Below are 21,580 nucleotides of genomic sequence, written 5' to 3'. Positions count from 1 at the left end.
TCGCCGTGGGTGTAGGGCTCGTCTCCGGTGGGACTGTATAGAGGTGTGATGATCTTCTCAAGTGGTCAGCCCATAACAAACCAGTCACAGCGCCTTTTATAAGGCGAAAGTGGTTGAAAGCGTCAGGGGCCGGTCCCGCCGCCAGGCGGGACCGGCCCCCGTACGCCAGAGACCCGGCCGGGGCGTCGTGCCTCCGGCCGGGTCCCTCCGAGGTCATCGGGAAGGCAGCCCGCCCGCCGCGGGGGAGGCCGACTTCTTCGCCGCCCGCTGCTCGACCCAGCCTGCGATCAGGGTGTTGTGGAAGGACCTGACCAGCCATCGGCCGGAGTCCTTGACGACGATGCTGGTGTTCATGGAGAGGGTGTTCGGACGGCAGACCTTCGCCGTGTCGGAGAACACGCACCCCTTGCGGACGATGAAGGCCAGCGTGGGGGACAGCAACTGGATCTTCTCCTCCAGCGTGTGGATGCGGGTGTTCTTGAGCTGGGCGTTGAGGTAGCCCTGGAACGCGACCGCGATCTCCGGACCGCCGCGCAGGTGCTCGCCGGTGACGTTCACGAAGTCGGCGTCCTTGGTGTAGGTCGCGCCGTATGCGTTGCCGTCCCCCTTCGCCCAGGCGTCCGCCTGCCGGTTCCAGAGCTGGGCCAGAGCGGCGAGGTCGGTGTCGGCCCGGTCCGTCCCCGCGGAACGGGAACCGGAGGGAGCCGACAGCGCGCCCCCGGTCGGCGCCACGCCCGCCGCGGGCATGGCGGCGCCGCCCAACGCCATCCCGAGCCCGCCCATGACGGCCAGGCAGGCTGCTCCCCGCGCGAATCGATGAATGCCCATCAGTGCCCCCGTTCGAAGTGATTGGAAACGTGCCGGTGGCTTGGTCGCCGGCACCTGGTCAGCTCGTAGAGGAGATTCTGAACGGCGGCCGCTGATCGTCCTGCGGCATGACGAGGGTGTTGTGGAAAGAAGTGATCATCCATTTGCCCAGGTGCTTGACGGCGACGCTGGTGTTGAGCGAGAGGGTGTCCGGGCGGCAGGACTTCTCCGCGCCGTAGAGCACGCAGTCCTTGCGGACGATGATCGCCATCGTGGGAGAGATGAGACGGACCTTCTCCTCCAGCCTGAGGAGATGGGTGTTCTTGAGTTGATTATTAAAGTAACGCTGGATTTGGGTGGCTATGACGGGACGGCTGTGGAGATGCTCGCCTTTGATGTTCACAAGGTCGGCATCCGGGGTGTAATTCATGGCATACGCATTGCCGTCTCCCCGGGCCCAGGCCTCCGCCTGCCGCTCCCAGATGTGGCGCAGAGCGGTGAGATCGGGGTCTGTTCTGCCGGATTCCGGCACCGGCGAGCCGACCGGCGCGGCGGTGCCCGTCACGGGCGTCATGGAGGTCGCCGGGGTCGCGGCGCCGATCAGCGCCATGCTGATCCCGCTGATGAGAGCCAGGCGGATCGAGCTCCTCCTGTATCGATGATTGCCCATTCATGCCCCCGTTCGAAGTTCCCCTGGAGCAAACGTATAAGCAGTTCACCTCATTAAGAGCCGACAGGGATACGTGTCCTCTATGAGTCGGGAATATGTGGGTACAGGCTCGCGCACGCGCAGCCGGTGAATGATTGGGATCGGCCGGGCCGTCGAAGGCTGGATGGCGGAGGATGGAACGGCACGCGCTTCTAGCGCGAGATGCCACGACACGTATTGTGCTTCCCAGTGGCATGCCGTTCCCCCGGCATGCCGTGGTTCGTCCCTTGTTACGAGCGACCTCTCTATCGGTATTCCCCAAAGTGCCGGTTTGGCACCTCGGCACGATGTTCCTCCAGCGAGCCTCCATCGCCGGTGGTGGACGAGCCGTGACAATGGTGTCAAGGGGGAATGACGTATGCAGATAGCTGTACTTGGCATGGGCAACATGGGGCGGGCGGTGGCCAGGCGGCTGCTCGGGCAGGGACATGAGGTCAAGGTCTGGAACCGGACGCCCGGGAAGGCCGCCGAGGTGGTCCAGGCCGGTGCCGTCGAGGCGTCCTCGCCGATGGAGGCCGCGCGCGGCGCCGAGGCGGTGCTGATGTCGCTCGCCGACGATCGGGCCGTCACGGACGTCATCGGACGGCTGGCCGACCTCGGCCCCGCTCCGGAAGCGCCGGTCGTGGTCGACATGAGCACGGTCTCTCCAGAGACCTCCCGCGGTCTCCAGGAGGTCGCCCCAGGGCGGCGGTTCGTCGCCGCGCCCATCATCGCCGCGCCGCAGACCGTTCTCCAGGGCATGGCATCGGGCCTGCTGGGAGGGCAACGCCACCTGATCGAGCGGCTCGAGCCCCTGTGGCCGGGCGTCTTCTCGGTCCACTGGTTCTGCGGTGAGGACCCCGGCAGCGCGACGACCTTCAAGCTGCTCAACAACTACATGCTGATCTCCCAGATCGCCGTCGTCGCCGAGGTGGTGGCCACGGCGGAGGCCGCCGGGCTCGACGTCAAGCTGCTGCGCGAGGTCTTCGACCAGTGGCCCACCGTCTCGCCCAGCATCCGCAACCGGCTCGACGACGTCATCAGCGGTGATCACCAGGGGTGGTTCGCCACCAGGCTCGGCGCCAAGGACGTGGGGCACCTCGTGCGGGTGGCGGAGTCGAACGGGCTCTCGCTGCCCATCGCCGGGCTGGTCGAGCGGCGCTACCACGAAGCGGCCGAAGGGGAGTGGGGCGAGGCCGACATCGCCGCGATCGTGGAACTGCTCCGCGGGGAACGCCGCACCGAGCCCGGCATGACCGGGGGAGCGTCCGGCCGGGGATGAACGCGGGGAACGGTATCCGGCCATGACGGAGAACACCACCGCCCTGCCCACGACGGCGCTGGTCACCGGCGCCAACCAGGGGATCGGGCGCGAGATCGTCGCTCAGCTGGCCGAGCGGGGCATGACCGTGCTGCTCGGCGCCAGGGATCGGAGACGGGGAGAGGAGGCGGCGGCCGCGCTGCGGTCCGCCTCCGCCGACGTGCGCGCGCTCCCACTCGACGTCACCGATCGGACGTCGGTCACGACGGCCGCGCGCTATGTCGACGACCATTTCGGCGTGCTCGACGTCCTGGTGAACAATGCCGGGATCCTGGGCGACCCCGGGGGGCAGGGTCCCACCGGCGCCCGGCTGGAGGTGGTCAGGGAGGTGTTCGAGACCAACGTCTTCGGCGTGATCAGCGTGACCACCGCGATGCTCCCGCTGTTGCTGCGCTCGCCCGCGGGACGCATCGTCAACGTCACCAGCGGCCTCGGGTCGCTGACGTTGATGGCCGATCCCGAGGGGCACTTCACCCACCGGCCGGCCTCGGTGGCGTACGTCCCGTCCAAGACCGCGCTCAACTCGCTGACCGTCCAGTACGCCAAGGAGCTCCGCGCGCACGGCGTCCTGGTCAACGCGGCGGACCCGGGACCGTGCGCCACCGGCTTCACCAAGGCCGTTCCCGGCCTCACCCGCACCGCCGCCGACGGCGCCGCGATCGCCGTGCGGCTCGCCACCCTCGACGACGATGGCCCGACCGGCGGCTGCTTCGGCGACCAGGGCCCGCTCCCGTGGTAACGAGCCCGATCCGAGCCGGCCGCCCGGGTGACGCGGGCGGCACGGCCGGGACGTGGCCTGCGGCGCGTCAGGCGCGGGCGCGGCGCCAGTTCAGGGTGCGTTCGTAGAACTCCAGGTAGCGGTCGGCCATGACGGCGGGGGAGAAGCGGGTGCGGGCCTCCTTGCGGCACTCTTCCGGGTCGATCTCGTCGACGCGCATGATCAGCTCGGCCAGTTCCTCCTCGGTGTCGGCGAGGAAGCCGGTGCGGCCGTGGTCGATGATCTCGGGGAGCACGCCGCGGCGCAGGCCGATGGGCGGGACCCCGAGGGCGAGGGCCTCGACCACGGCGGTGCCGCCCGGCTCGTCCCACAAGATGGGGAACAGCGCCGCGCGGGCGGAGGCGTAGAGGTGGTCGCGTTCCCGGCCTTCGACCGAGCCCACCCACTTCACCAGGTCCCCGTCGAGGTAGGGGGTGACCTCGTCGGCGTGGTAGCGCACGTCGGGGTGCCCGTGCAGCGGGTGGTCGGGGTCCTCGACCACCGCGTCGAGCTCCGCGGCGGAGTTCAGCCCGGTGACCGGGCCCGCGAGCACGAGCGGCAGGCCGAGCTTCTGGGAGATCCTGGCCGCGATGTGCTGGCCCTTGAGCCGGCAGACGCGGCCCATCACCACCAGGTGCTCGCCCCGCTCCACGCGCACATCGGCGTCGGCGAGCGGGGTGGCCAGGTGGATGGAACCGAGCGCGGCCGCCTTCAGCGCGGCGGGAGCCCGCAGCAGCTGTGACTGGGAGACCCCGTTGACCGCGATCGACGTGGGGAATGCTCCGTAGAAGGCGGCGTGTTTGCCCAGGTCCCAGTGAAGGGTGTGCAGCACCGGCGGCCCGCTGAGGGCCGACAGGACGGCGGGGCCGACCACCTCCAGGTGATCGTGGACCAGGTCGATGTCGTCGCGGCGGCGCAGCTCGGCGACCACCTTGGCCTGGTGCGCGTGCGCGATGCCCATGACCTGGTTGTACGGCTTCTGCAGGTGGGAGAACTGCCCCTCGTCGAAGACGCTGATGAGCTCGTCCACCTCGATCGAGCTGGTGCCCGCCGCGGCGAGCACCACGCGAACCCCTCGCTCGCGCAGCGGCGGGATCAGTGTGGCGACGATGTTCTCGATGCCGCCGTAGCCGGACGGCGGTACGGGCAGCCACGGGCCGGCGTTGATCAGCACGTTCATGCGACGTCCTCCTTCACCGAGACGTCCGGGACGACCGGGGGGTTGATCAGCGAGGCGAGCGGAGGTCGTTCGGCCACGCCGACGTCGCTCAGGTTCGCCTCCCCGTCGGCGTCGAACTGGAGCAGGCGCGTCGCGGGCGCCTCCGAGGCGACGATGCGGCCCTGCCGTTCGAGCCGGGACCAGGCGGTCAGCATGATCTGCCCGGCCATCCGGCCGAGCGCGGCGGTCGACTGGTGGCTGTGCTCGCGGTGGCCGAGGTCCACCTGGGCCATCGCGTCGAGCCCCACGCGTTCGAGCAGGTCGACGAGAAGGGCGAACTCCACGCCGTACTCGGTGACGAAGGGCACCTGCTCCAGCACCGAGCGCCTGGCCGCGTACTCCCCGCCGAGCGGCTGTATGAAGCCGGCCAGCTCGGGCCAGTACAGGTTGAGCATCGGCCTGGCCACCAGCTCGGTGACCCTGCCGCCCGCGCCGCGCTGCACGACCCCGTCGAGGCCGATCAGCGGCCGCTCGTAGGCGCCCTTCACGAAATGGGTGCCGGGCTGCGTGAGCAGCGGGCCGAGCAGCCCGGAGATGAAGTGGGCGCCGAAATTGCGCAGATCGGAGTCGACGAACACGACGATGTCCCCGGTAGAGGCGGCCAGCCCCTTCCACAGCGCCTCGCCCTTGCCCGACAGCGGGGGCAGGCCGGGCAGCACGTCGTCCTGGTGCACCACCCGCGCGCCCGCCGCGGCGGCACGGGCGGCGGTGGCGTCGGTGGACCGCGAGTCGACGACGACTATCTCGTCCACGAGCGGGACCGTTTCGACGAGGTCCCGGCGGATGACCGAAACGATCTCGCCGACCGTCCCTTCCTCATCACGCGCGGGCAGCACCACGCTCACCGTCACCGTCCCCTTGGCGCGGATGAGCAGGTCCGGCGGCCAGTCCGCCGCGGAGCTGGTGTGCGGCCCGAACCAGTCCCTGACCAGCGACGGCATCCGCAGCGATCTACCAGAATCTTTCTGCATGCAGCTTCCCCCGGATCTGATGACATGACAGGCGACAAAGCTGCCCCGGACAGAGCGATTTGAACATCTTGTTTGCCGAGCCTCAGATGAGGCATATGCCGCTGCGTGACCTCAACGACCCGTATCGGCATTATCGGTGCTGGAAATGTCGCCGTACGCCACGCTGACGTACTCTCCGGTTTCCGGGATGTAAAAATCGGCGGGATCGCCGACACCGATTTCCACAAGGCCGAGACCTTGGCCTCTCAACACGGCGCCCGAGCGTACAGCCGCCACACCGACCTTCTGGAGGCGGGCGGCCTCGACGCGGTCTACGTCTGCGTGCCTCCTTTCGCGCACGGTACGCCTGAACTGGACGCGCTCGAAGCCGGCCTTCCGATTTTCGTCGAGAAGCCGCTGGCCCTCGACCTGACGACCGCGGAGAAGATCGCGGCGGAGATCGCCAAGCGAGGCCTGGTCTCCGCGGTCGGCCATCACTGGCGTTACCTGGACACCCTGGCGCGGGCGCGGGAACTGCTCGACGGCCGGCCGGTGCGGCTGGCGCTCGGCCACTGGCTCGACAAGCTCCCTCCCGTGCCCTGGTGGATCAGGCGGGACATGTCCGGCGGGCAGGTGCTGGAGCAGGCGGTCCACGTGCTAGACCTGGCCAGAGTGCTGGTCGGTGAGGTGGCCATGGTGCATGCGGTGCCGGACGGGAGCACCCCCGAGGGGGAGATCGACCGGGCCACCGCCGCGGTCCTGCGCTTCCGTGACGGCGCGGCCGGGCTGCTCGCCGCCACCAGCCTGCTGGAGCGCAAGCACCGCATCGGTCTCGAACTGCACGCCGAAGGCCTGGTGCTGGACGTGACCGAGACGCGGCTGGTCGTCAACGGGGACACCGTGGTCGAGGAGCCCGGGGAGGCCAAGACCCGCGTGGACAGGGAGTTCGTGAACGCGGTGCAGGGAGGGCAGGCCGACGTGCGCGCGCCGTACGAGGAGGCGCTGAGGACCCACCGCCTGGCGCACGCGGTCGCGCGGTCGGCCGCCGAGGGAGGGCCGGTGACGCTCGATGCCTGAGACCCGGGAGAACGGGCAGAGACGTGCCCCGGCGCACATCGGGAGCGTGCGTGAGATGACGCGGATCAGGACGCTGAGCGTCGACGCGCCGGGCGCGGTGACCCTGGCGGAGGAGAAGACGGGCCAGGTCCCCGACGGCGGGTTCCGGGTCGAGACCCTCTACAGCGGCGTCTCGGCGGGGACGGAGCTGACCTACCTCAAGGGCGGCAACCCCTACCTGAACTCCACCTGGGACGCCGAGCTCGGCCTCTTCCTGCCGGGCACGCCCTCGGTGGAGTATCCGGTGCGCGGCATCGGCTACATGCAGGTGGGCAGGGTCGCCGAGAGCCGGACGCGGGCCGTACAGGAGGGCGCGGTCGTCGCGATGGCCTACGGGCACCGCACGGGATACGTGGCCGACCCGATGGCCGACAGGTTCGTCGAGCTGCCGCGCGAGCTCGATCCGCTGCTCGGCATCTACGTCGCGCACATGGGCCCGATCTGCGCGAACGGTCTGCTGCACGCCGCCGCCGACCTGTACGGCCCGGCGGTGCAAGGGCTGGGTGACGGAGTGCGGGGCCGGCGGGTCGCGGTGACGGGCGCGGGCGTGGTGGGGTTGCTCGTGGCCTCGTTCGCCATCGAGCACGGCGCGGCGGAGGTCGTGGTGGTCGACGAGACGCCCGAGCGCCTGAGCGTCGCCGAGGCGCTCGGCGCCCGGGTGCTGGCGGCCGATGACGACGCGGCCGTGGTGCTGAAGGAGCGCTGGCGTCACGGCCCGAAGGACCGGGGCGCGGACGTGGTCTTCCAGTGCCGTGGCCAGACCAGGGCACTGGCCATGGCGCTGAGGCTGCTCCGGCCGCAGGGCAGCGTCATCGACCTGGCCTTCTACACCCGTGGCGCCGACGAGGTGCGTCTGGGAGAGGAGTTCCACCACAACGGGCTCAGCCTGCGCTGCGCGCAGATCGGCAGGGTGCCGCGCGGCCTCGCCCACGCCTGGGACAGGGAACGGCTCTCGCACGAGACGATCGCCCTGCTCATGCGGCGTGGGCCGCTGCTACGCGAGCACATGATCACCGACATCGTGGACTTCGGTGAGGCTCCCGCTCTTCTCGGCGACCTGGCCGCGAGGCGCCGCCACGCCCTCCAGGCCGTGCTGCGCCACGACGTCGAGGAACAGCGCGGCTGACCAGCTGAAGTCGAGGCACCCGTGTCCTTCGAGGGTGATGGGGTCGAAGTACTCGCGCATGCCCGCGTGGGCCACCGCTCTGATCATGCCCTCGGCGAGCGAGGCGGCGAGATCGGGCCGCCGGTGCCGCAGGCCCTGCCAGACCAGCCAGGTGAGGTTGAGCCAGCTCGGCCCGCGCCAGTAGCGGGCGGGGTCGTACTCCGGCGTGCCCGGCGCGAAGCTGGGCAGCAGGCCCCCCCGCTCGAACTGGAAGCGGCCCAGCGCGGTGCCGATCAGCGCGCCCGCGATGTCGCGGGGCAGGTCGGGAAGGATCAGCGGCACCAGCCCGGCCGCGCTGTTCGAGCGGAGCAGGCGGCCGGTGAGCGCGTCGCGGGCGTGGAACAGACCGTCGGCGTAGAGGTGCTCCACCATCGCCGCGGTCATCCTCGCCGCCTCGCGGTGGTGCGGCGCCGGGTCGAGGCCGCACGCGGCCGCGATCTTCGCCAGGGCCGCCTCGGCCGCGCCGTACGCGGCGTTGAACAGCGGGTCCTGGACGGCGAACGCGCCCGCCCGCAGGTAGCCGGTGTCGCGGTAGGCCAGGGCCAGGGCGGTGTAGCGCGCGTAGTCGCGGTCGGTCGGCCGCTCGTCGGCGCTGACGTGCGCGAGGTCGCGGCGCTCCACATGGAGGGGGCCGGGGTCCACGGCCGCCAGCGGAACGTCCCACGCCGGGCTGTTGTCCATGCCCGACTCCCACGGATGGACGATCGACAGCAGCCCTTCGGGTGAGCGGCGAGCGGTGCGCAGGAACTCCTGCTGCGCCACCAGGCGGGGGTAGATCCTGCGCAGGAAGGCGCGGTCGGGGTCGGCGAGGTAGACCCGCCACGCGGCGGGCGCGTGCACGGGCGGTTGCACGATGCCGGAGGTGGCGGCGCCGCACGGGGCGCGTACGTCCCAGAAGCCCGGGCCGGGGAAGTAGGCGCTCTCGGGGACGTCGGGGTTGAACACGATGTGCGGCACCCTGCCGTCGCGCCACTGGGCGCCGAACAGGGTCAGCAGCTCTGATCTGGCCCGGCGCGGCGACCAGCGCGCGTTGCCGATGGTGATGAAGGCCGAGTCCCAGCTCCACTGGTGCGGGTAGAGCCGCCGGGAGGGGACGGTGTGGCCGCGTTCCCAGTTGGCGACCAGGACGCGCACGGCCTGGCGGACCAGGGCGGCGTGGTTCGGCGGCACGGTCCCGGCAGGCGCCGCGGTGTCGATCGGCGGGACCAAGGCGCGCGGCGGGGTGTCGGTCGATGGGACCAAGGCGCGCGGCGGGGTGTCGGTCGGCGGGACCGTGGCATGGGGTGGGGTGTCGGTCGGCGGGATCGTGGCAGGGGGCGGGGTGGTTTCGTGCGGCATCACAGGAACTTCCTGATGAAGGCGGCCGTCTGCGGCAGGACGATCTCGGGCTCGCCGCGCAGGCGGCATTCCAGGGCGAGGTCGCCGTCGTAGCCGATCGCGTCGAGAGTGGCCAGCTGCGCGGCCCAGTCGAGGTGTCCCGTGCCGGGCTGGTTGCGGTTGGACTCGCTGATCTGCATGTGCGCGAGGAACGGTGCGGCGTCCATCAGCGAGCGGCAGGGATCGTCCTCCTCGATGTTCATGTGGTACGTGTCCCCGGCGACCCTGATGGAGTCCATCGAGCACAGCTCCACCGCCTGGGCGAGGCTGTTGACCATGTGGTTCTCGTAGCGGTTCAGCGGTTCCAGCATGATCAGCACCCCCTGGCGGGCGGCGTGCTCGCCGAGGGCGCCCAGGGCCTCGGCCAGCACCTCGCCGTCCTCGCGGGAGGAGCGCGGCGGCTCGAAGGGCGGCAGCCTGCGGGAGAACTGGCCCCAGGATGCGGGCGTCATCACGCCGGTACCGCCCAGCTCGCCGATCACCGTGAGCTGCGAGCGCAGTTGCCGGACCGCGTCCTCGCGTTTTGCCGCGTCGAAGTCGCCGATGAAGTGGGACATGTCCACGCAGACGGTCGGCATGACCACGCCGTCCGCGAGCGCCTGCCTGAGCTCGGGCAGGCGGCCGGCGAAGTGGAAGTCGCCCTTGCCCCGTAGCTCGATGGCGTCGAATCCGGCGTCCACCGCGAAGACGAACTTCTCCTGAAGCGAGCGTCCTGGCAGCAACTGCTCCTGTACGGAGAGCCTCATCACGCCTGTCCCTTCGTGAACTCGAAGACCAGCTGGAGCACGTCCGCGGGACTCCGATCGAGCAGATCGAACGCCTCAGCGGCGTTGGCCACGTTCACCACATGGCTGACCAGGGCGCCGGTGTCGACCTCGCCTCTCAGCGCGAGCTCCATGAACGTGCGCTGCAGCCGCTCGACGTCCCAGCGGTGGGACAGCCAGGAGGCCACCCCTCCGATCTGCGAGGACACGAGCTGGACCTGGTTGTGGTGGAACTCCTCGCCGAGCCGCAGCCCGAACCCCTCGCCCTGGTAGAAGCCGGCGGCCACGACCCTGCCGCCTCTGCGCACGGACCTGATCGCCTCGTGCAGGGCCTGCTGGCTGCCGCTCAGCTCGATCGCGGTGTCGGCGCCCTCCACCCGCTTGCGCAGGAACTCCGCGCACGAGCCGGACAGGACGTCGAACGTCTCGGCCGCGCCGAACCGCCGGGCGAGCCGCAGGCGGGCCTGAATGGCATCGGCGGCCACGACCCTGGCGCCGCTGAGCACCGCCAGCCGGGTGGCGAGCAGTCCGATGACGCCCTGGCCGAAGACGGCGATCTGGTCGCCGAGATGCACGTCGGCGGCGTGGACGGCGTTCAGGGCGATGGCGCCGACCCGGGCGAAGACGCCGACCAGGGGATCCACGCCGGGGGGCAGCACGTGCCCGAGGAGCTTGGCCGCGGGCAGCACCGTCTCGGCGCGATGACCCCACACGCCCCAGACCAGGGCGCCGATCGGCGGGTCGGCGACGTCCGGGGCCGCCTCGACCACCTCGCCGACCTCCTGGTACCCCCAGCCCGACAGCGGGTAGGCGTGGGTCCGGCCCTCGGTGAAGATGCGGCGCTCGGGGTCCCAACTGCGGTTGAGGTAGGGGTTGGTCCCGCGGTAGGCGGTGAGCTCGGTACCCGCGGAGACTCCCGAGTAGATCGTGCGAACGCGCACGCATCCCGGTGACAGGCCGCTGACCGGCTCCAGGCAGACGCTTACGACCCCTGGCTCTTGAATGGTGATGACGTGCATGTCCCCACTTTTACTTTTTAGTCAAACAAAAGTCACCGACTTAGGACATCTTTCCCTACGATAGTCACAACGAAAACAGGCTAAAGTCCAGGACTTGTGGGGAGGTACTTAAATGAAACTGGGGTTCCTGACCGTGTGCCTGGCGGAGGTTGATCTCTCCGACGTGGCCCGATGGGCGGCCGACCGTGGCTTCGATGCCCTGGAAGTGGGCGGATGGCCCGCGACGGATCACCGCGATCACATCAGAGTCGACCGTTTCGACCAAGCCGAATGCGAGCGTGTCAGGGAGATCTTCGACGAGACCGGGCTGACCCTCTCCTCGATCGCCTATTACGAGAACAACCTGCACCCCTCGGACCGCGAGCGGGTGAACGATCACGTGCGTAAGTGCGTCGACGCCGCCGTGGCGCTGGAGTGTCCCACGGTGGGCACGTTCGTGGGCCGCGATCCCGGGCTTTCCGTGGCCGCCAACATGAAGCTCGCCGAGGCGGTGTTCGAGCCGCTGGTGGAGTACGCCGGCGGGCGGGGGGTCACCATAGTGATCGAGAACTGCCTGATGAAGAGCTGGCACCCCGACGGCTATCCAGGCAACCTCGCCTATTCGCCCGAGCTTTGGGAGTGGATGTTCACTCTGGGCCTCAAGCTCAATTACGATCCGTCACATCTGGTCGGGCTGGGCATCGACCCCGTCACGGCGATCGTGCCGTACATTTCGGAAATAGCCCATGTTCAGGCGAAAGACACCCAGATCCTGCCGGGGAAGATCGAGAGATACGGCTTCTACGGGCCGGTCACCGGCGAGAAGGGCTGGTACCGCTTCCGCGTGCCAGGGCTCGGCGAGGTCGACTGGGCCCGGCTGATCGACACCCTCTACGAGGGCGGCTACGACGGGGTGGTTTCGGTCGAGCACGAAGACCCGGTCTGGAGCGGGAACACAGCTCGGGTACAGGCCGGTCTCGGTATAGCTCACCGGACGTTGCGCGAGCTTGTGATGGGGTAAGGGCGGCTCAACCCCTTATCAGGAGTGTGCCATGCCGAAAAAGGTAACAGCCGTCCTCTCCGTCGCCCTGCTCGCGGCCTCCGTGGCGGCGTGTGGTGAGGACACCCCCCAGGAGAGCGCGCAGACGATCACGGTCTGGACCGAGGAGAACCTCGCCGACCGGATGAACGTGCAGAAGGCGATCGCCGCCGACTTCACCAAGAAGACCGGGATCACGGTCAACCTGGTGGGAGTGGCGGAGGACCAGTTCAGCCAGGTCGTCACCTCGGCCGCCGCGGCCGGTGACCTGCCCGACGTGATCGGCGCGCTCCCGCTCGCGGCGGTGCGCGAGCTTGAGGCCAACGACCTGCTCGACACCGAGACGCCGGGCAAGATCGTCGACGCACTCGGGCGGGACACCTTCTCTGCCAGGGCCCTGGAGCTGGACACCGCCGACGGCAAGCTGCTGGCCGTCCCCAGCGACGGATGGGCGCAGCTGATCCTCTACCGCAAGGACCTGTTCGAGAAGGCCGGGCTGGAGGCCCCCGACACCTATGAGCGGCTGGAGGCGGCGGCCAAGAAGCTGAACACCGGCGGGATCGCGGGGATCACGCTCGCCATCGCGCCGAAGGACTCCTTCACGGCGCAGAGCTTCGAGCACGTCGCGCTGGCGAATGGCTGTCAGCTCGTCGACAATTCAGGAAATATCACCCTTGACTCGCCTCCGTGTGTGAAGGCCCTGGAGTTCTACTCCAACCTCGCGAAGAACTACTCGGTCAAGGGCAAGCAGGACGTCGACTCGACGAGGGCGACGTACTTCGCCGGCAAGGCCGCCATGACGATCTGGTCCTCGTTCATCCTCGACGAGATGGCCGGGCTGCGTAACGACGCGCTGCCGAGCTGCGCCGAATGCCGCGACGACAAGAAGTGGCTGGCCGAGAACACCGGGGTGGTGACCGCGCTGAAAGGGCCCGACGGGAGCGAGCCCGCGCAGTACGGTGAGATCGTCTCCTGGACGGTGACCCAGGACGCGAACAAGGACGCCGCCCAGAAGTTCGTCTCCTTCATGATGAACGAGGGCTACGAGCGGTGGATCGGCATGGCTCCGGAGGGCAAGGTCCCCACCCGCAAGGAGCTGGCGGACAAGTGGAACACCCTGCCCGCCGGTGTCGACACGAAGAAGCCCCTCGCGGACATCTACCCCGCCGAGGTGCTCGACGCGTTGCGCAAGAGCCCTGACACCTTCGCCCGCTGGGGCATCCCGCAGGGGCAGGGCAAGCTGGTCGGCGCCACCATGGGCGAGCTGCCGGTGCCCAAGGCGCTGAGCGGGGTCGTCGGCGGCTCGCTCACCCCGCAGTCCGCGGCGGCCCAGGCGAAGACCGACGTGGAGACGATCAAGCGCGGGATCCGCTGATGCCTGCCCCGGAAAAGCAGGAGCGCCCCGGCCTCCTCGCGGACACCGGCCCGGCGTCGACCGGTTCCGGCTCCAAGGGCACGGAGGCCGTATCGGCGGCCTCCGGCTCGGAGGGTGTGGCGGCCGGGTCGGCGGCCTCCGGCTCCGAGGGCGCGGGCCCTCGGTCCGGTGGTGACAGGCGCGGCGAGCGCCCCCGATCCGCGGTGGCGAGCCCGGAGCGCCCGGAGCCCTCGGCGGGTGCCCCGGCACGGGTGCGGACGCTGCGCCAGCGGGAGGGCAGGGCAGGACTCTTACTGATCTCTCCGACCCTCGTCATCACGCTGGCCGTCGTGGTCGCCCCCCTGCTCTGGGCGGTCATGCTCGCCTTCCAGGACGTGCGCCTGATCAACATCAGGCGGGTCGGCGTCTTCGGCCACTACACGCTGGAGAACTTCACCTACGTCCTGGCCGAGCCGGGGTTCTGGTCCGCGCTGGTCAACACCCTCGTCTACACGACCGCGGGCACCTTCCTGTCGATCGCGATCGGCCTGGTGGCCGCGCTGGCCCTGCGCGACAGGTTCAAGGGCAGGACGCTGATCAGAGCCTCGATCCTCATCCCCTACGTCGCCCCGGTGGTCGCCGTGGCCTTCCTGTGGGAGGTGATGCTGAACCCCCAGTACGGCATCGTCAACACCTGGCTCAGCGAGCCGATCGCCTTCCTCACCCAGGCCAAGGGCACCTTCCTCGGCATCGAGGTGCCGGTGGCGCTGCTGACGGTGATCGCGTTCGAGGCGTGGCGCTACTTCCCCTTCGCCTTCCTGTTCATCCTGGCCAGGCTTCAGGCGCTCCCGTCCGAGCTCGACGAGGCGGCGGTGGTGGACGGTGCGACGCCCACCCAGCGGTTCCGTCACGTGATCATGCCGCAGCTCTGGCGGGTCATCGCGCTGCTGTCGGTGCTGCGGTTCGTCTTCACCTTCACCAAGTTCGACGACGTCTTCCTGCTCACCGGGGGCGGCGCCGGCACCGAGGTCGTGAGCGTGCGGGTCTACGACTTCCTGACCTCCCGTGACGACATCGGCGCCTCCGCCGCCCAGGCGATCGTGCTGGCCGTCGTCCTGGTCGTCTTCCTGGCGATCTACCTGAAGTTCTTCTCCGGAAGCGAGGAGCGCGGATGAGCGACATCGCGGCGCGGCCGATGAGCAGGGACCGCTTCGAGCGCGGGCTGTTCCGGGTGCTGAAGCCCCTGGTGATCGCCGTGCTGTTCCTGGCGACGGCGTTCCCGTTCCTCTACATGGTGATGCTCTCGGTGCGCGACATCCAGGAGCTGATCCTCGACCCCGGCTCGCTGTGGCCGCGCAGGTTCACGCTGTCGACGTACGCCGACGTGCTGGGCAGGCAGGGATTCCTCACCTTCATGAGGAACAGCGCGATCATCGCCATCGTCTCTGTGGCCGTCACCCTGCTGATCTCGATCCCCGGCGCCTACGCGGTGGCCAGGCTGCGCTTCTTCGGCCGCCGCCAGGTGCACTTCCTGTTCCTGGCGGTCTACCTGTTCCCCGCGATCGTGCTGGCGATCCCGCTGTTCGTGCTGTTCACCATGCTCGGGCTGCGCGGCTCACTGGTCGGGCTGATCCTGGTGTACATCGCGCAGACGGTCCCCGTCACGGTCTACATGCTGCGCAACTACTTCGAGACCGTGCCGCGGAGCGTGGAGGAGGCGGCCGCGATCGACGGGTGCGGCCGCATCGAGACGATCTGGCGGGTCGTGCTGCCCCTGTCGAAGCCCGCGCTCATGGCCACGGGATTGTACGCCTTCATGATCGCCTGGAACGAGTTCCTGTTCGCCCTGCTCTTCCTGGTGGAAAAGCGAGAGAGCTGGACGGTCTCCCTGGGCTTGTCCCAGCTCGCCGGAAGCATCGAGATCCCCACGACCGTTCTCATGGCAGGATCGGTGGTTCTGACACTGCCCATCGTCGTGGTCTTCTTCGCGAGCGAGCGGCTCCTGACGGAGGGCCTCACGGCGGGGGCGGAGAAGGGCTGACGCGATGTTGACGGCAGGCCAGGTCCTCCAGCTCATCCGGGAGGGCTCTTGCCGTACCCGCAAGGAGCTCATCGCGTACACCGGTCTTTCGAGGTCCACCATCACCGACCGGGTCGATCGCCTGATCGAGGGCGGCTACATCCACGAGTCCGGCGTCGGGGCGTCCGGAGGAGGGCGGCCGCCCTCGGTGCTCGACGTCGACCCGGCCCACCACCTGCTGCTGGTGGCCGACCTCGGCGCGAGCCACGCCACGGTCGCGCTGACCGACCTGGCGGCCAGGTCCCTGGCCCAGGAGCACACCGAGATGCGCATCCAGCGCGGTCCCGAGCCGGTGCTCACCTGGGTGCGGCAGGCGTTCCAGCGGCTGCTGGACACCTCGGGGCACGACACCGCGCGGGTGTGCGGTATCGGCATCGACCTGCCCGGCTCGGTCGACTACAACACCGGCCGGGTGATCAGGTCCTTCCTGATGCCCGGCTGGGACGACCATCCGATCAAGGAGGCGATCGGCGAGACCTTCGACGTGCCGATCCTGGTGGACAACGACGCGAAGGCGATGGCCCTGGGCGAGTGGTGGTCGTCCTGGCGAGGCTGCCCCTCCCTGCTGCTGGTGAAGGTCTCCACCGGCATCGGGGCGGGGATCGTCATCGACGGCCGCATCTACCGCGGCGTCGACGAGGCGGCGGGGAGCATCGGGCATGTGCGCCTGCGGGAGACCGACGTCCGCGTCTGCACCTGTGGCTCGCGTGGATGCGTCGCCTCACTGGCGAGCGGGCATGCCCTGGCCCAGCAACTCGGCCAGGAGACGAGCCGTGACGTGGTCAGGCTGGTGCAGGCGGGCGACCCGTCGGCGATCGCGTTCACCCAGGAGGCCGGCCGCACGCTCGGCGTCGTGCTGGCCACCGCGGTGAGCCTGCTCAACCCCGGCGTGGTCGTACTGGGCGGGGACATGGCCGAGACCGGCGAGCACTACCTGACGGGGATCAGGGAGAGCCTCTACCGGCGGAGCCTGCCGTACACGACCAGGAACCTGCAGATCGTCACCAGCACGCTGGGCGACCGCGCGGGCATCGTCGGCACCGCCGTCATGGCGATGGAGCACGTACTGGCCCCCAGCGCCGTGGACGCCGCCCTCCGCCGCCGCTCAGAAGCGGGCTAGCCGCAGAGACGAGAGTTGAGCGCGGTGACGACGCCCAATGCGGCCAGTCCCAAACCGAGCCCTGCTCCCGGCACGCATTTGATCGGGGTACCCGGTTGCCGCCCGCCCAGCTGTGGGGTTGCGGCAGGAGGGGGTGTGTGGTGGGGGCAGCGTGATGGCGGTGGGCGGGGGTGTTGTGGGGTTGGTGGAGCGTTTGATCTGACGGTGTGGAGGCCCTCCCGGCACCCGTTTGATCGGGGTACCCGGGTGCTGCCCACCCAGCTGTGGAGTTGCGGCAGCAGGGGAGTGTGGTGGGGCAGCGTTATGGCTACGGGCGGGGACGTCGAGGGGCAGGTCAAGCAATTGACCTGAGCTTGTGGAGGCCCTCCCGGCACCCGTTTGATCGGGGTACCCGGTCGTCGCCCGCCCAGCTGTGGAGTTGCGGCAGCAGGGGAGTGTGGTGGGGCAGCGTGATGGCGACGGGCGGGGACGTCGAGGGGCAGGTCAAGCAATTGACCTGAGCTTGTGGAGGCCCTCCCGGCACCCGTTTGATCGGGGTACCCGGTTGCTGCCCACCCAGCTGTGGAACTGCCACACGACCGCAGCGCGGTTCAAGGGGTGCGCCCCACCCGCGTGGGGCGCCTTGGATGTGGGTCCAGCAACCATCAAGGACCACCTGATGGTCGTCTTTGCTTCACAATGTCGCGCTGGCGACCAGGAGAAATTCTTAAACCACCTCTGTGTCCGCAACTCCCTCTGACAGTGCTCACCTCGGTAGATCTCGTCCCTGAATTCACGCCCCGGTCGCGGCAGTTCGCTCCGACCACGCCCCCGTCTCGCGGCAGTTTCCGACCACGGCGGGTCGGCTCACTCCCACCCCACGCTCCCGTCCGATGGAAGGTCCCCTTCCGGGTGGGCAGCACCCGGGTACCCCGATCAAACGGGTGCCGGGAGGGCCTCCACCAGATCAAATCAAACGCTCGACCCAACCCCCCGCGGCCCTCAACCCCCGCCCCCGTCTCGCGGCAGTTCTCGACCCCGGGCGCGTTGAGCCCGTCCTACCCCACGCTCCCGTCTGCGGCAGGTCCCATCCGGGGCCGTCCCCGGCAGGGTTCGACCCCGCCGGGTCGGCTCCCTCCCCACCCCACGCTCCCGTCCGATGGAAGGTCCCCTTCCGGGTGGGCAGCACCCGAGTACCCGATCAAACGGGTGCTGGGAGGGCCTCCACCAGATCAAATCAAACGCTCGACCCAACCTCCCCGCAGCCCCGGCCTGGGCGCGGTCAACAGGGGCCGATCTGACACCGGGTGGACACATTTCATGGCCGAACCGTTTCGTGCTCGCCCGTCGGTGGGACTTCGACGCGGTATCTCAGCTCGGGGATGGAGGTGCCCGCGATCTCCCACAGGGTTCGGGTGCCGTCGGGTCGGAACCCGGCGCGGTCGTAGAACCGTCGTGCCCGCGTGTTGTCCTCCAGCACCCACAGCAGGAGCCTGCGGAAAGGCCGTTCCCCGGCGGCTCGCAGGGCCGCCTCGCCGAGGGCCCGCCCCACGCCCGTGCCGAGCAGGTCGGGGCGGACGTACAGGGCGTAGATCTCGCCGTCGTCTGGCCGGGCGTCGGGGTCGCGGCACGGCCCCATGGACAGCCAGCCCACGACGGTACCGCCGTCCTCGGCGACGAGGTCCAGCGTGGTGCCATCGCGGCGGGCGAACCTTTCCCGGCGGGCCAGGACGTCGTCCTCCAGGGACAGGGCGTCGAGATGTGATCGCGGCACGATGCCCGGGTAGGCGGACCTCCAGCCGGCTATGCGCACGGACGACACCGCTTCGATGTCCGCTGCTCGCATTTCGCGTACCGCCGGCATGGGGCATCTCCTCCGGGAAATTGCAGGTCATCGTGTCGCAGGGGCGTCACGCGTGCAGAATGCCCTGATTCGGGGGTGAGCTCCACTGAATTAAGGCGCTTGTCGAGGTGTGGGAAGGTTGATCCCGGGGAAAACCCCAAGGCTCGGAGCGGGTCAGGTGCGGGGTGGTGCGGTGATCACGGGGTGCGAGCCGTCCGGATGCGGTGGGGGGGCGGCGGACACGTCGTGCCCGGTCGATTACGCTCGCGAACATGACGAACCTTGATCCCCGCCGGGTGCTGAGGGAGCGACCCTCGGTCGGGCTGATCAGCGGGCTCGTCGTCGCGGGGATCTGCGCGCTGGTGTCGTTCTCGTTCGACGTCTTCAACGGCGATCCGGTCCAGTTCTTCATCGCACTGACCCTCGCGCTCGCGCCGGTGCCGCTGCTGCTCGCCGGGGTGCTGGCGCTCGACCGCATGGAGCCGGAGCCGGGCAAGGATCTGGCCTTCGCGTTCATGTGGGGGGCCGGCATCGCCGTGCTGGTGGCCGGCGTCCTGAACAGCCTCAACCTGAGATACGTCACGATCGCGACCCAGGACGCGGTCGGCGCGCGCAACCTGGTGGCGACCTTCGGGGCGCCCCTGGTCGAGGAGACCATGAAGGGCCTGGTGCTCCTTGGGCTGCTGCGGTGGCGCCGCCACGAGCTCGACGGCCTCACCGACGGCATCATCTACGCCAGCATGGTCGGCCTCGGCTTCGCCATGAGCGAGAACGTCAGCTACTACATCATGGCGCAGGACCAGCACGGGGTGCAGGGCTTGGCGGTGACCGTGGTGCTCCGCGGGGTCCTCTCGCCGTTCGCCCATCCGCTGTTCACCTCCATGATCGGCATAGCCGTGGCCTACGCCGCGCAGAGCCGGGGCCCGGTGCGGGGCGGGGTCCTCTTCCTGGGCTGGCTCGGGGCGATGACGCTGCACGGCATCTGGAACGGCTTCACCTCCTACGGAGGGTTCCAGGGCCTGGCGCTGGCCTACCTGCTACTGATGATCCTGTTCTTCGTCGAGCTCGGAGTGATCGTCAAGGATCGCCAGCGCATCGTTGGCCTGATCCAGCGTTACCTGCCGCCCTACGGAGGGCTCGGCCTGGTCACCGACGTTGACCTCTACATGCTGTCCTCGCTGAAGGGGCGCAGGCAGGCCCGCCAGTGGGCCAAGGCCTACGGTGGGCCGCCCGGCCTGCACGCCATGCGCGACTACCAGATGGCGGCCACCGAGCTCGGCCTGCTGCACGAGCGGGGGGTGCGCGGCGTGATCGACAGGAACACCTTCGAGTCGAACAGGGAAGCCCTCCTGGCCTGCATGAGCGGGGCGAAGGCGGCGTTCCCGGCCCCCGAGCGGCACCAGGCCACCATGGCCAAGGGGATGGCTCCGCCCGGGTACGCGCCCGGCCACGACACGCGGCACCCCACCTCCCCGTACCCCCCGCAGGACGGGTTCCCGCGCGATCCGGGGCCGTACGGCCCTCCGCCGGGACGCCCGGGCGGTCGCCAGTAGCGGACCGTCGGGGCCCGAAGGCAAGGGCCGGTGAGAATTTCGCGCGGCCGGCGACGGTCTTCGCGTGGCCGGTGGTGGTGCTCTAGCGGTGGGCCGGTGGGCTTGCCCGGTCGGGGATCGCGTGTTTCAATCGCGCTACGCGGATGTCAGTGGCCACTTCCGACGCATTTCCGGGTGGCTGAGCATGAGGAGGCGCACGGCTGTGGCCGGGCGCCATGTGAGGTCTCGCCACGGCTCCAGACCGGCGAGATCTACCCGCCCTCCGAACGTGCCCGGTACGAGACGCGTGCGCGCTCGCCCTCGCCGTCCCCTTGCGGCATCCGCGACATGAGAAGGAACCCCTGTGACGACCAAGGCAACGGTGGCGATCCTGACCGCGCTGGCGGTCGTGGCCGCCGGGGTGACGATGCTGCTGTTACAGCGCTCGGCCCTCGCCCACGGAGCCCTGCAGGCACCCGCCAGCAGGACCTACGCCTGTTACAACGACGGGCTCACCTCCAGCAACGAGATCAAGCCGAAGAATCCCGCCTGCGCCCAGGCCGTCGCCGTAGGGGGCACCCAGCCGCTCTACGACTGGTACGGAGTGCGCCGCTCCGACGGCGGCGGCCGTACCCGGGGGTTCGTCCCCGACGGCAAGCTCTGCAGCGGCGGGTTCGCGAAGTACGCCGCCTACGACGCGGCGCGGGCCGACTGGCCGGCGACCGTGGTGCAGTCCGGTGCCATGTACGACTTCGTCTACGGCGCATCGGTGCCGCACCCCGGTGGGGTCAAGCTCTATGTCACCAAGGACGGCTACAACCCCACCAGGCCGCTGACCTGGGCCGACCTGGAGGAGCAGCCGTTCTTGACCGCCGATCCCGAGCCTGAGGCGAGCGACGGCGCCTACCGGTTCTCCGGGAGGCTGCCCGGCAAGTCGGGCCGTCACATCGTCTACTCGGTGTCGTACCGGTCGGACAGCCAGGAGACCTTCTACGGCTGCTCTGACGTCATCTTCAGCGGCTCGTCGGCCCCCCAGCCCAGCACGCCCCCGCCGAGCACCCCCGCGCCCAGCACATCGCCTCCCTCCACGCCTGCGCCGATCTCGTGCGCGGCGACCGTGAAGCTGGCGAAGTCCTGGTCGGGCGGGTTCCAGGGCTCGGTGACGATCAAGAACAACGGCGCCGCCCCGATCAACCAGTGGTTCGTCCAGTGGACGATGCCGTTCGGGATCAAGATCACCCAGGCCTGGGGCGGGACGTCCATGCAGAGCGGGCCGATAGGCATGATCCACGCGCCCGAGTCGAATCCCAAGCTGGCACCGGGGGCATCGGCGACCGCCGGGTTCCTCGCGACCATGAACGGCGCCACGCCGCCCACCTTCACGGAGGTGAGCTGCGGGTAGCCCCCGGGCACGCGAAAGACCCGGACGCGGGCCGTGAGGCGGAGAGGCACTTCCGCCTCACGGTGCAGC

The 21,580-nt window shown here is 69.6% G+C and carries 18 protein-coding genes and 1 pseudogene; 11 read left to right on the top strand and 8 right to left on the bottom strand.

The features are described 5' to 3' along the window. Positions 1–213: 213 nt before the first annotated feature. Together ABD810_RS25260 and ABD810_RS25255 are read right to left on the bottom strand one after the other, a co-directional pair. Entirely contained in the window at positions 214–828 is a 615-nt protein-coding gene (locus ABD810_RS25260; RefSeq protein WP_344945271.1) for an SgcJ/EcaC family oxidoreductase, read from the bottom strand. Between the two features lie 58 nt (positions 829–886). Next, on the bottom strand, positions 887–1,417 hold the full coding sequence (locus ABD810_RS25255; protein WP_344945268.1) for an SgcJ/EcaC family oxidoreductase: 531 nt from the start codon (positions 1,415–1,417) through the stop codon (positions 887–889). Between the two features lie 457 nt (positions 1,418–1,874). Here ABD810_RS25255 and ABD810_RS25250 point away from each other — a divergent pair, with 457 nt between their 5' ends. Together ABD810_RS25250 and ABD810_RS25245 are read left to right on the top strand one after the other, a co-directional pair. Beyond that, the gene (locus tag ABD810_RS25250; RefSeq protein ID WP_344945265.1) at positions 1,875–2,777 is read left to right on the top strand and encodes an NAD(P)-dependent oxidoreductase; all 903 of its coding nucleotides are present in this window, start codon (positions 1,875–1,877) and stop codon (positions 2,775–2,777) included. Positions 2,778–2,799: 22 nt separating this feature from the next. Next, positions 2,800–3,555, top strand: coding sequence for an SDR family NAD(P)-dependent oxidoreductase (locus tag ABD810_RS25245; RefSeq protein ID WP_344945262.1), 756 nt, complete (start codon positions 2,800–2,802; stop codon positions 3,553–3,555). Between the two features lie 67 nt (positions 3,556–3,622). On the opposite strand, the gene ABD810_RS25240 is transcribed toward ABD810_RS25245, so the two are convergent. Together ABD810_RS25240 and ABD810_RS25235 are read right to left on the bottom strand one after the other, a co-directional pair. Then, positions 3,623–4,753, bottom strand: coding sequence for a glycosyltransferase (locus ABD810_RS25240; protein ID WP_344945259.1), 1,131 nt, complete (start codon positions 4,751–4,753; stop codon positions 3,623–3,625). Beyond that, positions 4,750–5,763, bottom strand: coding sequence for a glucosyl-3-phosphoglycerate synthase (locus tag ABD810_RS25235; RefSeq protein WP_425566950.1), 1,014 nt, complete (start codon positions 5,761–5,763; stop codon positions 4,750–4,752). The genes ABD810_RS25240 and ABD810_RS25235 overlap by 4 nt, the downstream gene beginning before the upstream one ends. Positions 5,764–5,868: 105 nt before the next feature. Between ABD810_RS25235 and ABD810_RS25230 the strand changes: the two genes are divergently transcribed. Together ABD810_RS25230 and ABD810_RS25225 are read left to right on the top strand one after the other, a co-directional pair. Beyond that, a complete protein-coding gene (locus tag ABD810_RS25230) occupies positions 5,869–6,819 on the top strand; it encodes a Gfo/Idh/MocA family protein (protein ID WP_344945256.1) in 951 nt (316 codons plus the stop codon). Then, positions 6,812–7,984: a zinc-dependent alcohol dehydrogenase gene (locus ABD810_RS25225; protein WP_344945253.1), complete on the top strand. Its 1,173-nt coding sequence runs from the start codon at positions 6,812–6,814 to the stop codon at positions 7,982–7,984. Before ABD810_RS25230 ends, ABD810_RS25225 begins: the two co-directional genes overlap by 8 nt. A gap of 9 nt (positions 7,985–7,993) precedes the next feature. Here the strand turns inward: ABD810_RS25225 and ABD810_RS41100 are convergent. The 3 genes and pseudogenes from ABD810_RS41100 to ABD810_RS25215 form a co-directional block, all read right to left on the bottom strand. Then, positions 7,994–9,361: pseudogene (locus ABD810_RS41100) on the bottom strand (MGH1-like glycoside hydrolase domain-containing protein); the annotation flags it as partial. Beyond that, complete coding sequence (locus tag ABD810_RS25220; protein ID WP_344945250.1) at positions 9,361–10,146, bottom strand: sugar phosphate isomerase/epimerase family protein; 786 nt, start codon at positions 10,144–10,146, stop codon at positions 9,361–9,363. The pseudogene ABD810_RS41100 and the gene ABD810_RS25220, both read right to left, overlap by 1 nt. Continuing rightward, positions 10,146–11,183 carry a zinc-dependent alcohol dehydrogenase gene (locus ABD810_RS25215; RefSeq protein ID WP_344945248.1) on the bottom strand — a complete coding sequence of 346 codons (1,038 nt, stop codon included), beginning with the start codon at positions 11,181–11,183 and terminating at the stop codon, positions 10,146–10,148. Before ABD810_RS25215 ends, ABD810_RS25220 begins: the two co-directional genes overlap by 1 nt. A 112-nt stretch (positions 11,184–11,295) precedes the next feature. Here ABD810_RS25215 and ABD810_RS25210 point away from each other — a divergent pair, with 112 nt between their 5' ends. Genes ABD810_RS25210 through ABD810_RS25190 form a run of 5 tightly spaced genes read left to right on the top strand, consistent with a single transcriptional unit; the run spans position 11,296 to position 16,755 of the window. Next, positions 11,296–12,183: a sugar phosphate isomerase/epimerase family protein gene (locus ABD810_RS25210; RefSeq protein ID WP_344945245.1), complete on the top strand. Its 888-nt coding sequence runs from the start codon at positions 11,296–11,298 to the stop codon at positions 12,181–12,183. A 31-nt stretch (positions 12,184–12,214) separates the two neighbouring features. Beyond that, a complete protein-coding gene (locus ABD810_RS25205; protein ID WP_344945242.1) occupies positions 12,215–13,576 on the top strand; it encodes an ABC transporter substrate-binding protein in 1,362 nt (453 codons plus the stop codon). After that, a complete protein-coding gene (locus ABD810_RS25200; protein WP_344945239.1) occupies positions 13,576–14,730 on the top strand; it encodes a carbohydrate ABC transporter permease in 1,155 nt (384 codons plus the stop codon). The genes ABD810_RS25205 and ABD810_RS25200 overlap by 1 nt, the downstream gene beginning before the upstream one ends. After that, positions 14,727–15,596 (top strand): carbohydrate ABC transporter permease, encoded by an 870-nt coding sequence (locus ABD810_RS25195; RefSeq protein WP_344945236.1) that lies wholly within the window; start codon positions 14,727–14,729, stop codon positions 15,594–15,596. Before ABD810_RS25200 ends, ABD810_RS25195 begins: the two co-directional genes overlap by 4 nt. A 4-nt stretch (positions 15,597–15,600) precedes the next feature. Beyond that, positions 15,601–16,755, top strand: coding sequence for an ROK family transcriptional regulator (locus ABD810_RS25190; RefSeq protein WP_344945233.1), 1,155 nt, complete (start codon positions 15,601–15,603; stop codon positions 16,753–16,755). Between the two features lie 1,297 nt (positions 16,756–18,052). Here the strand turns inward: ABD810_RS25190 and ABD810_RS25185 are convergent. Further along, positions 18,053–18,598 carry a GNAT family N-acetyltransferase gene (locus ABD810_RS25185; protein WP_344945230.1) on the bottom strand — a complete coding sequence of 182 codons (546 nt, stop codon included), beginning with the start codon at positions 18,596–18,598 and terminating at the stop codon, positions 18,053–18,055. Between the two features lie 251 nt (positions 18,599–18,849). On the opposite strand from ABD810_RS25185, the gene ABD810_RS25180 reads away from it, so the two are divergent. Further along, on the top strand, positions 18,850–20,130 hold the full coding sequence (locus ABD810_RS25180; protein ID WP_344945228.1) for a PrsW family intramembrane metalloprotease: 1,281 nt from the start codon (positions 18,850–18,852) through the stop codon (positions 20,128–20,130). 343 nt (positions 20,131–20,473) lie between these two features. Continuing rightward, positions 20,474–21,511, top strand: a complete 1,038-nt coding sequence (locus ABD810_RS25175) for a lytic polysaccharide monooxygenase auxiliary activity family 9 protein (RefSeq protein ID WP_344945225.1) — start codon at positions 20,474–20,476, stop codon at positions 21,509–21,511. Positions 21,512–21,580: the final 69 nt, after the last annotated feature.

This window comes from Sphaerisporangium flaviroseum (assembly GCF_039537005.1).
Taxonomy (GTDB): Bacteria; Actinomycetota; Actinomycetes; order Streptosporangiales; family Streptosporangiaceae; genus Sphaerisporangium; species Sphaerisporangium flaviroseum.
Note: the sequence above shows the minus strand (reverse complement) of the source record. Positions and strands in the feature narration are given on the sequence as shown.

What these genes read in the sequence shown, in the direction of transcription:
- ABD810_RS25260 (WP_344945271.1), bottom strand. Translation starts at nt 828, where the DNA reads ATGGGCATTCATCGATTCGCGCGGGGAGCAGCCTGCCTGGCCGTCATG.
- ABD810_RS25255 (WP_344945268.1), bottom strand. Translation starts at nt 1,417, where the DNA reads ATGGCGCTGATCGGCGCCGCGACCCCGGCGACCTCCATGACGCCCGTG.
- ABD810_RS25250 (WP_344945265.1), top strand. Translation starts at nt 1,875, where the DNA reads ATGCAGATAGCTGTACTTGGCATGGGCAACATGGGGCGGGCGGTGGCC.
- ABD810_RS25245 (WP_344945262.1), top strand. Translation starts at nt 2,800, where the DNA reads ATGACGGAGAACACCACCGCCCTGCCCACGACGGCGCTGGTCACCGGC.
- ABD810_RS25240 (WP_344945259.1), bottom strand. Translation starts at nt 4,753, where the DNA reads ATGAACGTGCTGATCAACGCCGGCCCGTGGCTGCCCGTACCGCCGTCC.
- ABD810_RS25235 (WP_425566950.1), bottom strand. Translation starts at nt 5,763, where the DNA reads ATGCAGAAAGATTCTGGTAGATCGCTGCGGATGCCGTCGCTGGTCAGG.
- ABD810_RS25225 (WP_344945253.1), top strand. Translation starts at nt 6,812, where the DNA reads ATGCCTGAGACCCGGGAGAACGGGCAGAGACGTGCCCCGGCGCACATC.
- ABD810_RS25220 (WP_344945250.1), bottom strand. Translation starts at nt 10,146, where the DNA reads ATGAGGCTCTCCGTACAGGAGCAGTTGCTGCCAGGACGCTCGCTTCAG.
- ABD810_RS25215 (WP_344945248.1), bottom strand. Translation starts at nt 11,183, where the DNA reads ATGCACGTCATCACCATTCAAGAGCCAGGGGTCGTAAGCGTCTGCCTG.
- ABD810_RS25210 (WP_344945245.1), top strand. Translation starts at nt 11,296, where the DNA reads ATGAAACTGGGGTTCCTGACCGTGTGCCTGGCGGAGGTTGATCTCTCC.
- ABD810_RS25205 (WP_344945242.1), top strand. Translation starts at nt 12,215, where the DNA reads ATGCCGAAAAAGGTAACAGCCGTCCTCTCCGTCGCCCTGCTCGCGGCC.
- ABD810_RS25200 (WP_344945239.1), top strand. Translation starts at nt 13,576, where the DNA reads ATGCCTGCCCCGGAAAAGCAGGAGCGCCCCGGCCTCCTCGCGGACACC.
- ABD810_RS25195 (WP_344945236.1), top strand. Translation starts at nt 14,727, where the DNA reads ATGAGCGACATCGCGGCGCGGCCGATGAGCAGGGACCGCTTCGAGCGC.
- ABD810_RS25190 (WP_344945233.1), top strand. Translation starts at nt 15,601, where the DNA reads ATGTTGACGGCAGGCCAGGTCCTCCAGCTCATCCGGGAGGGCTCTTGC.
- ABD810_RS25185 (WP_344945230.1), bottom strand. Translation starts at nt 18,598, where the DNA reads ATGCCGGCGGTACGCGAAATGCGAGCAGCGGACATCGAAGCGGTGTCG.
- ABD810_RS25180 (WP_344945228.1), top strand. Translation starts at nt 18,850, where the DNA reads ATGACGAACCTTGATCCCCGCCGGGTGCTGAGGGAGCGACCCTCGGTC.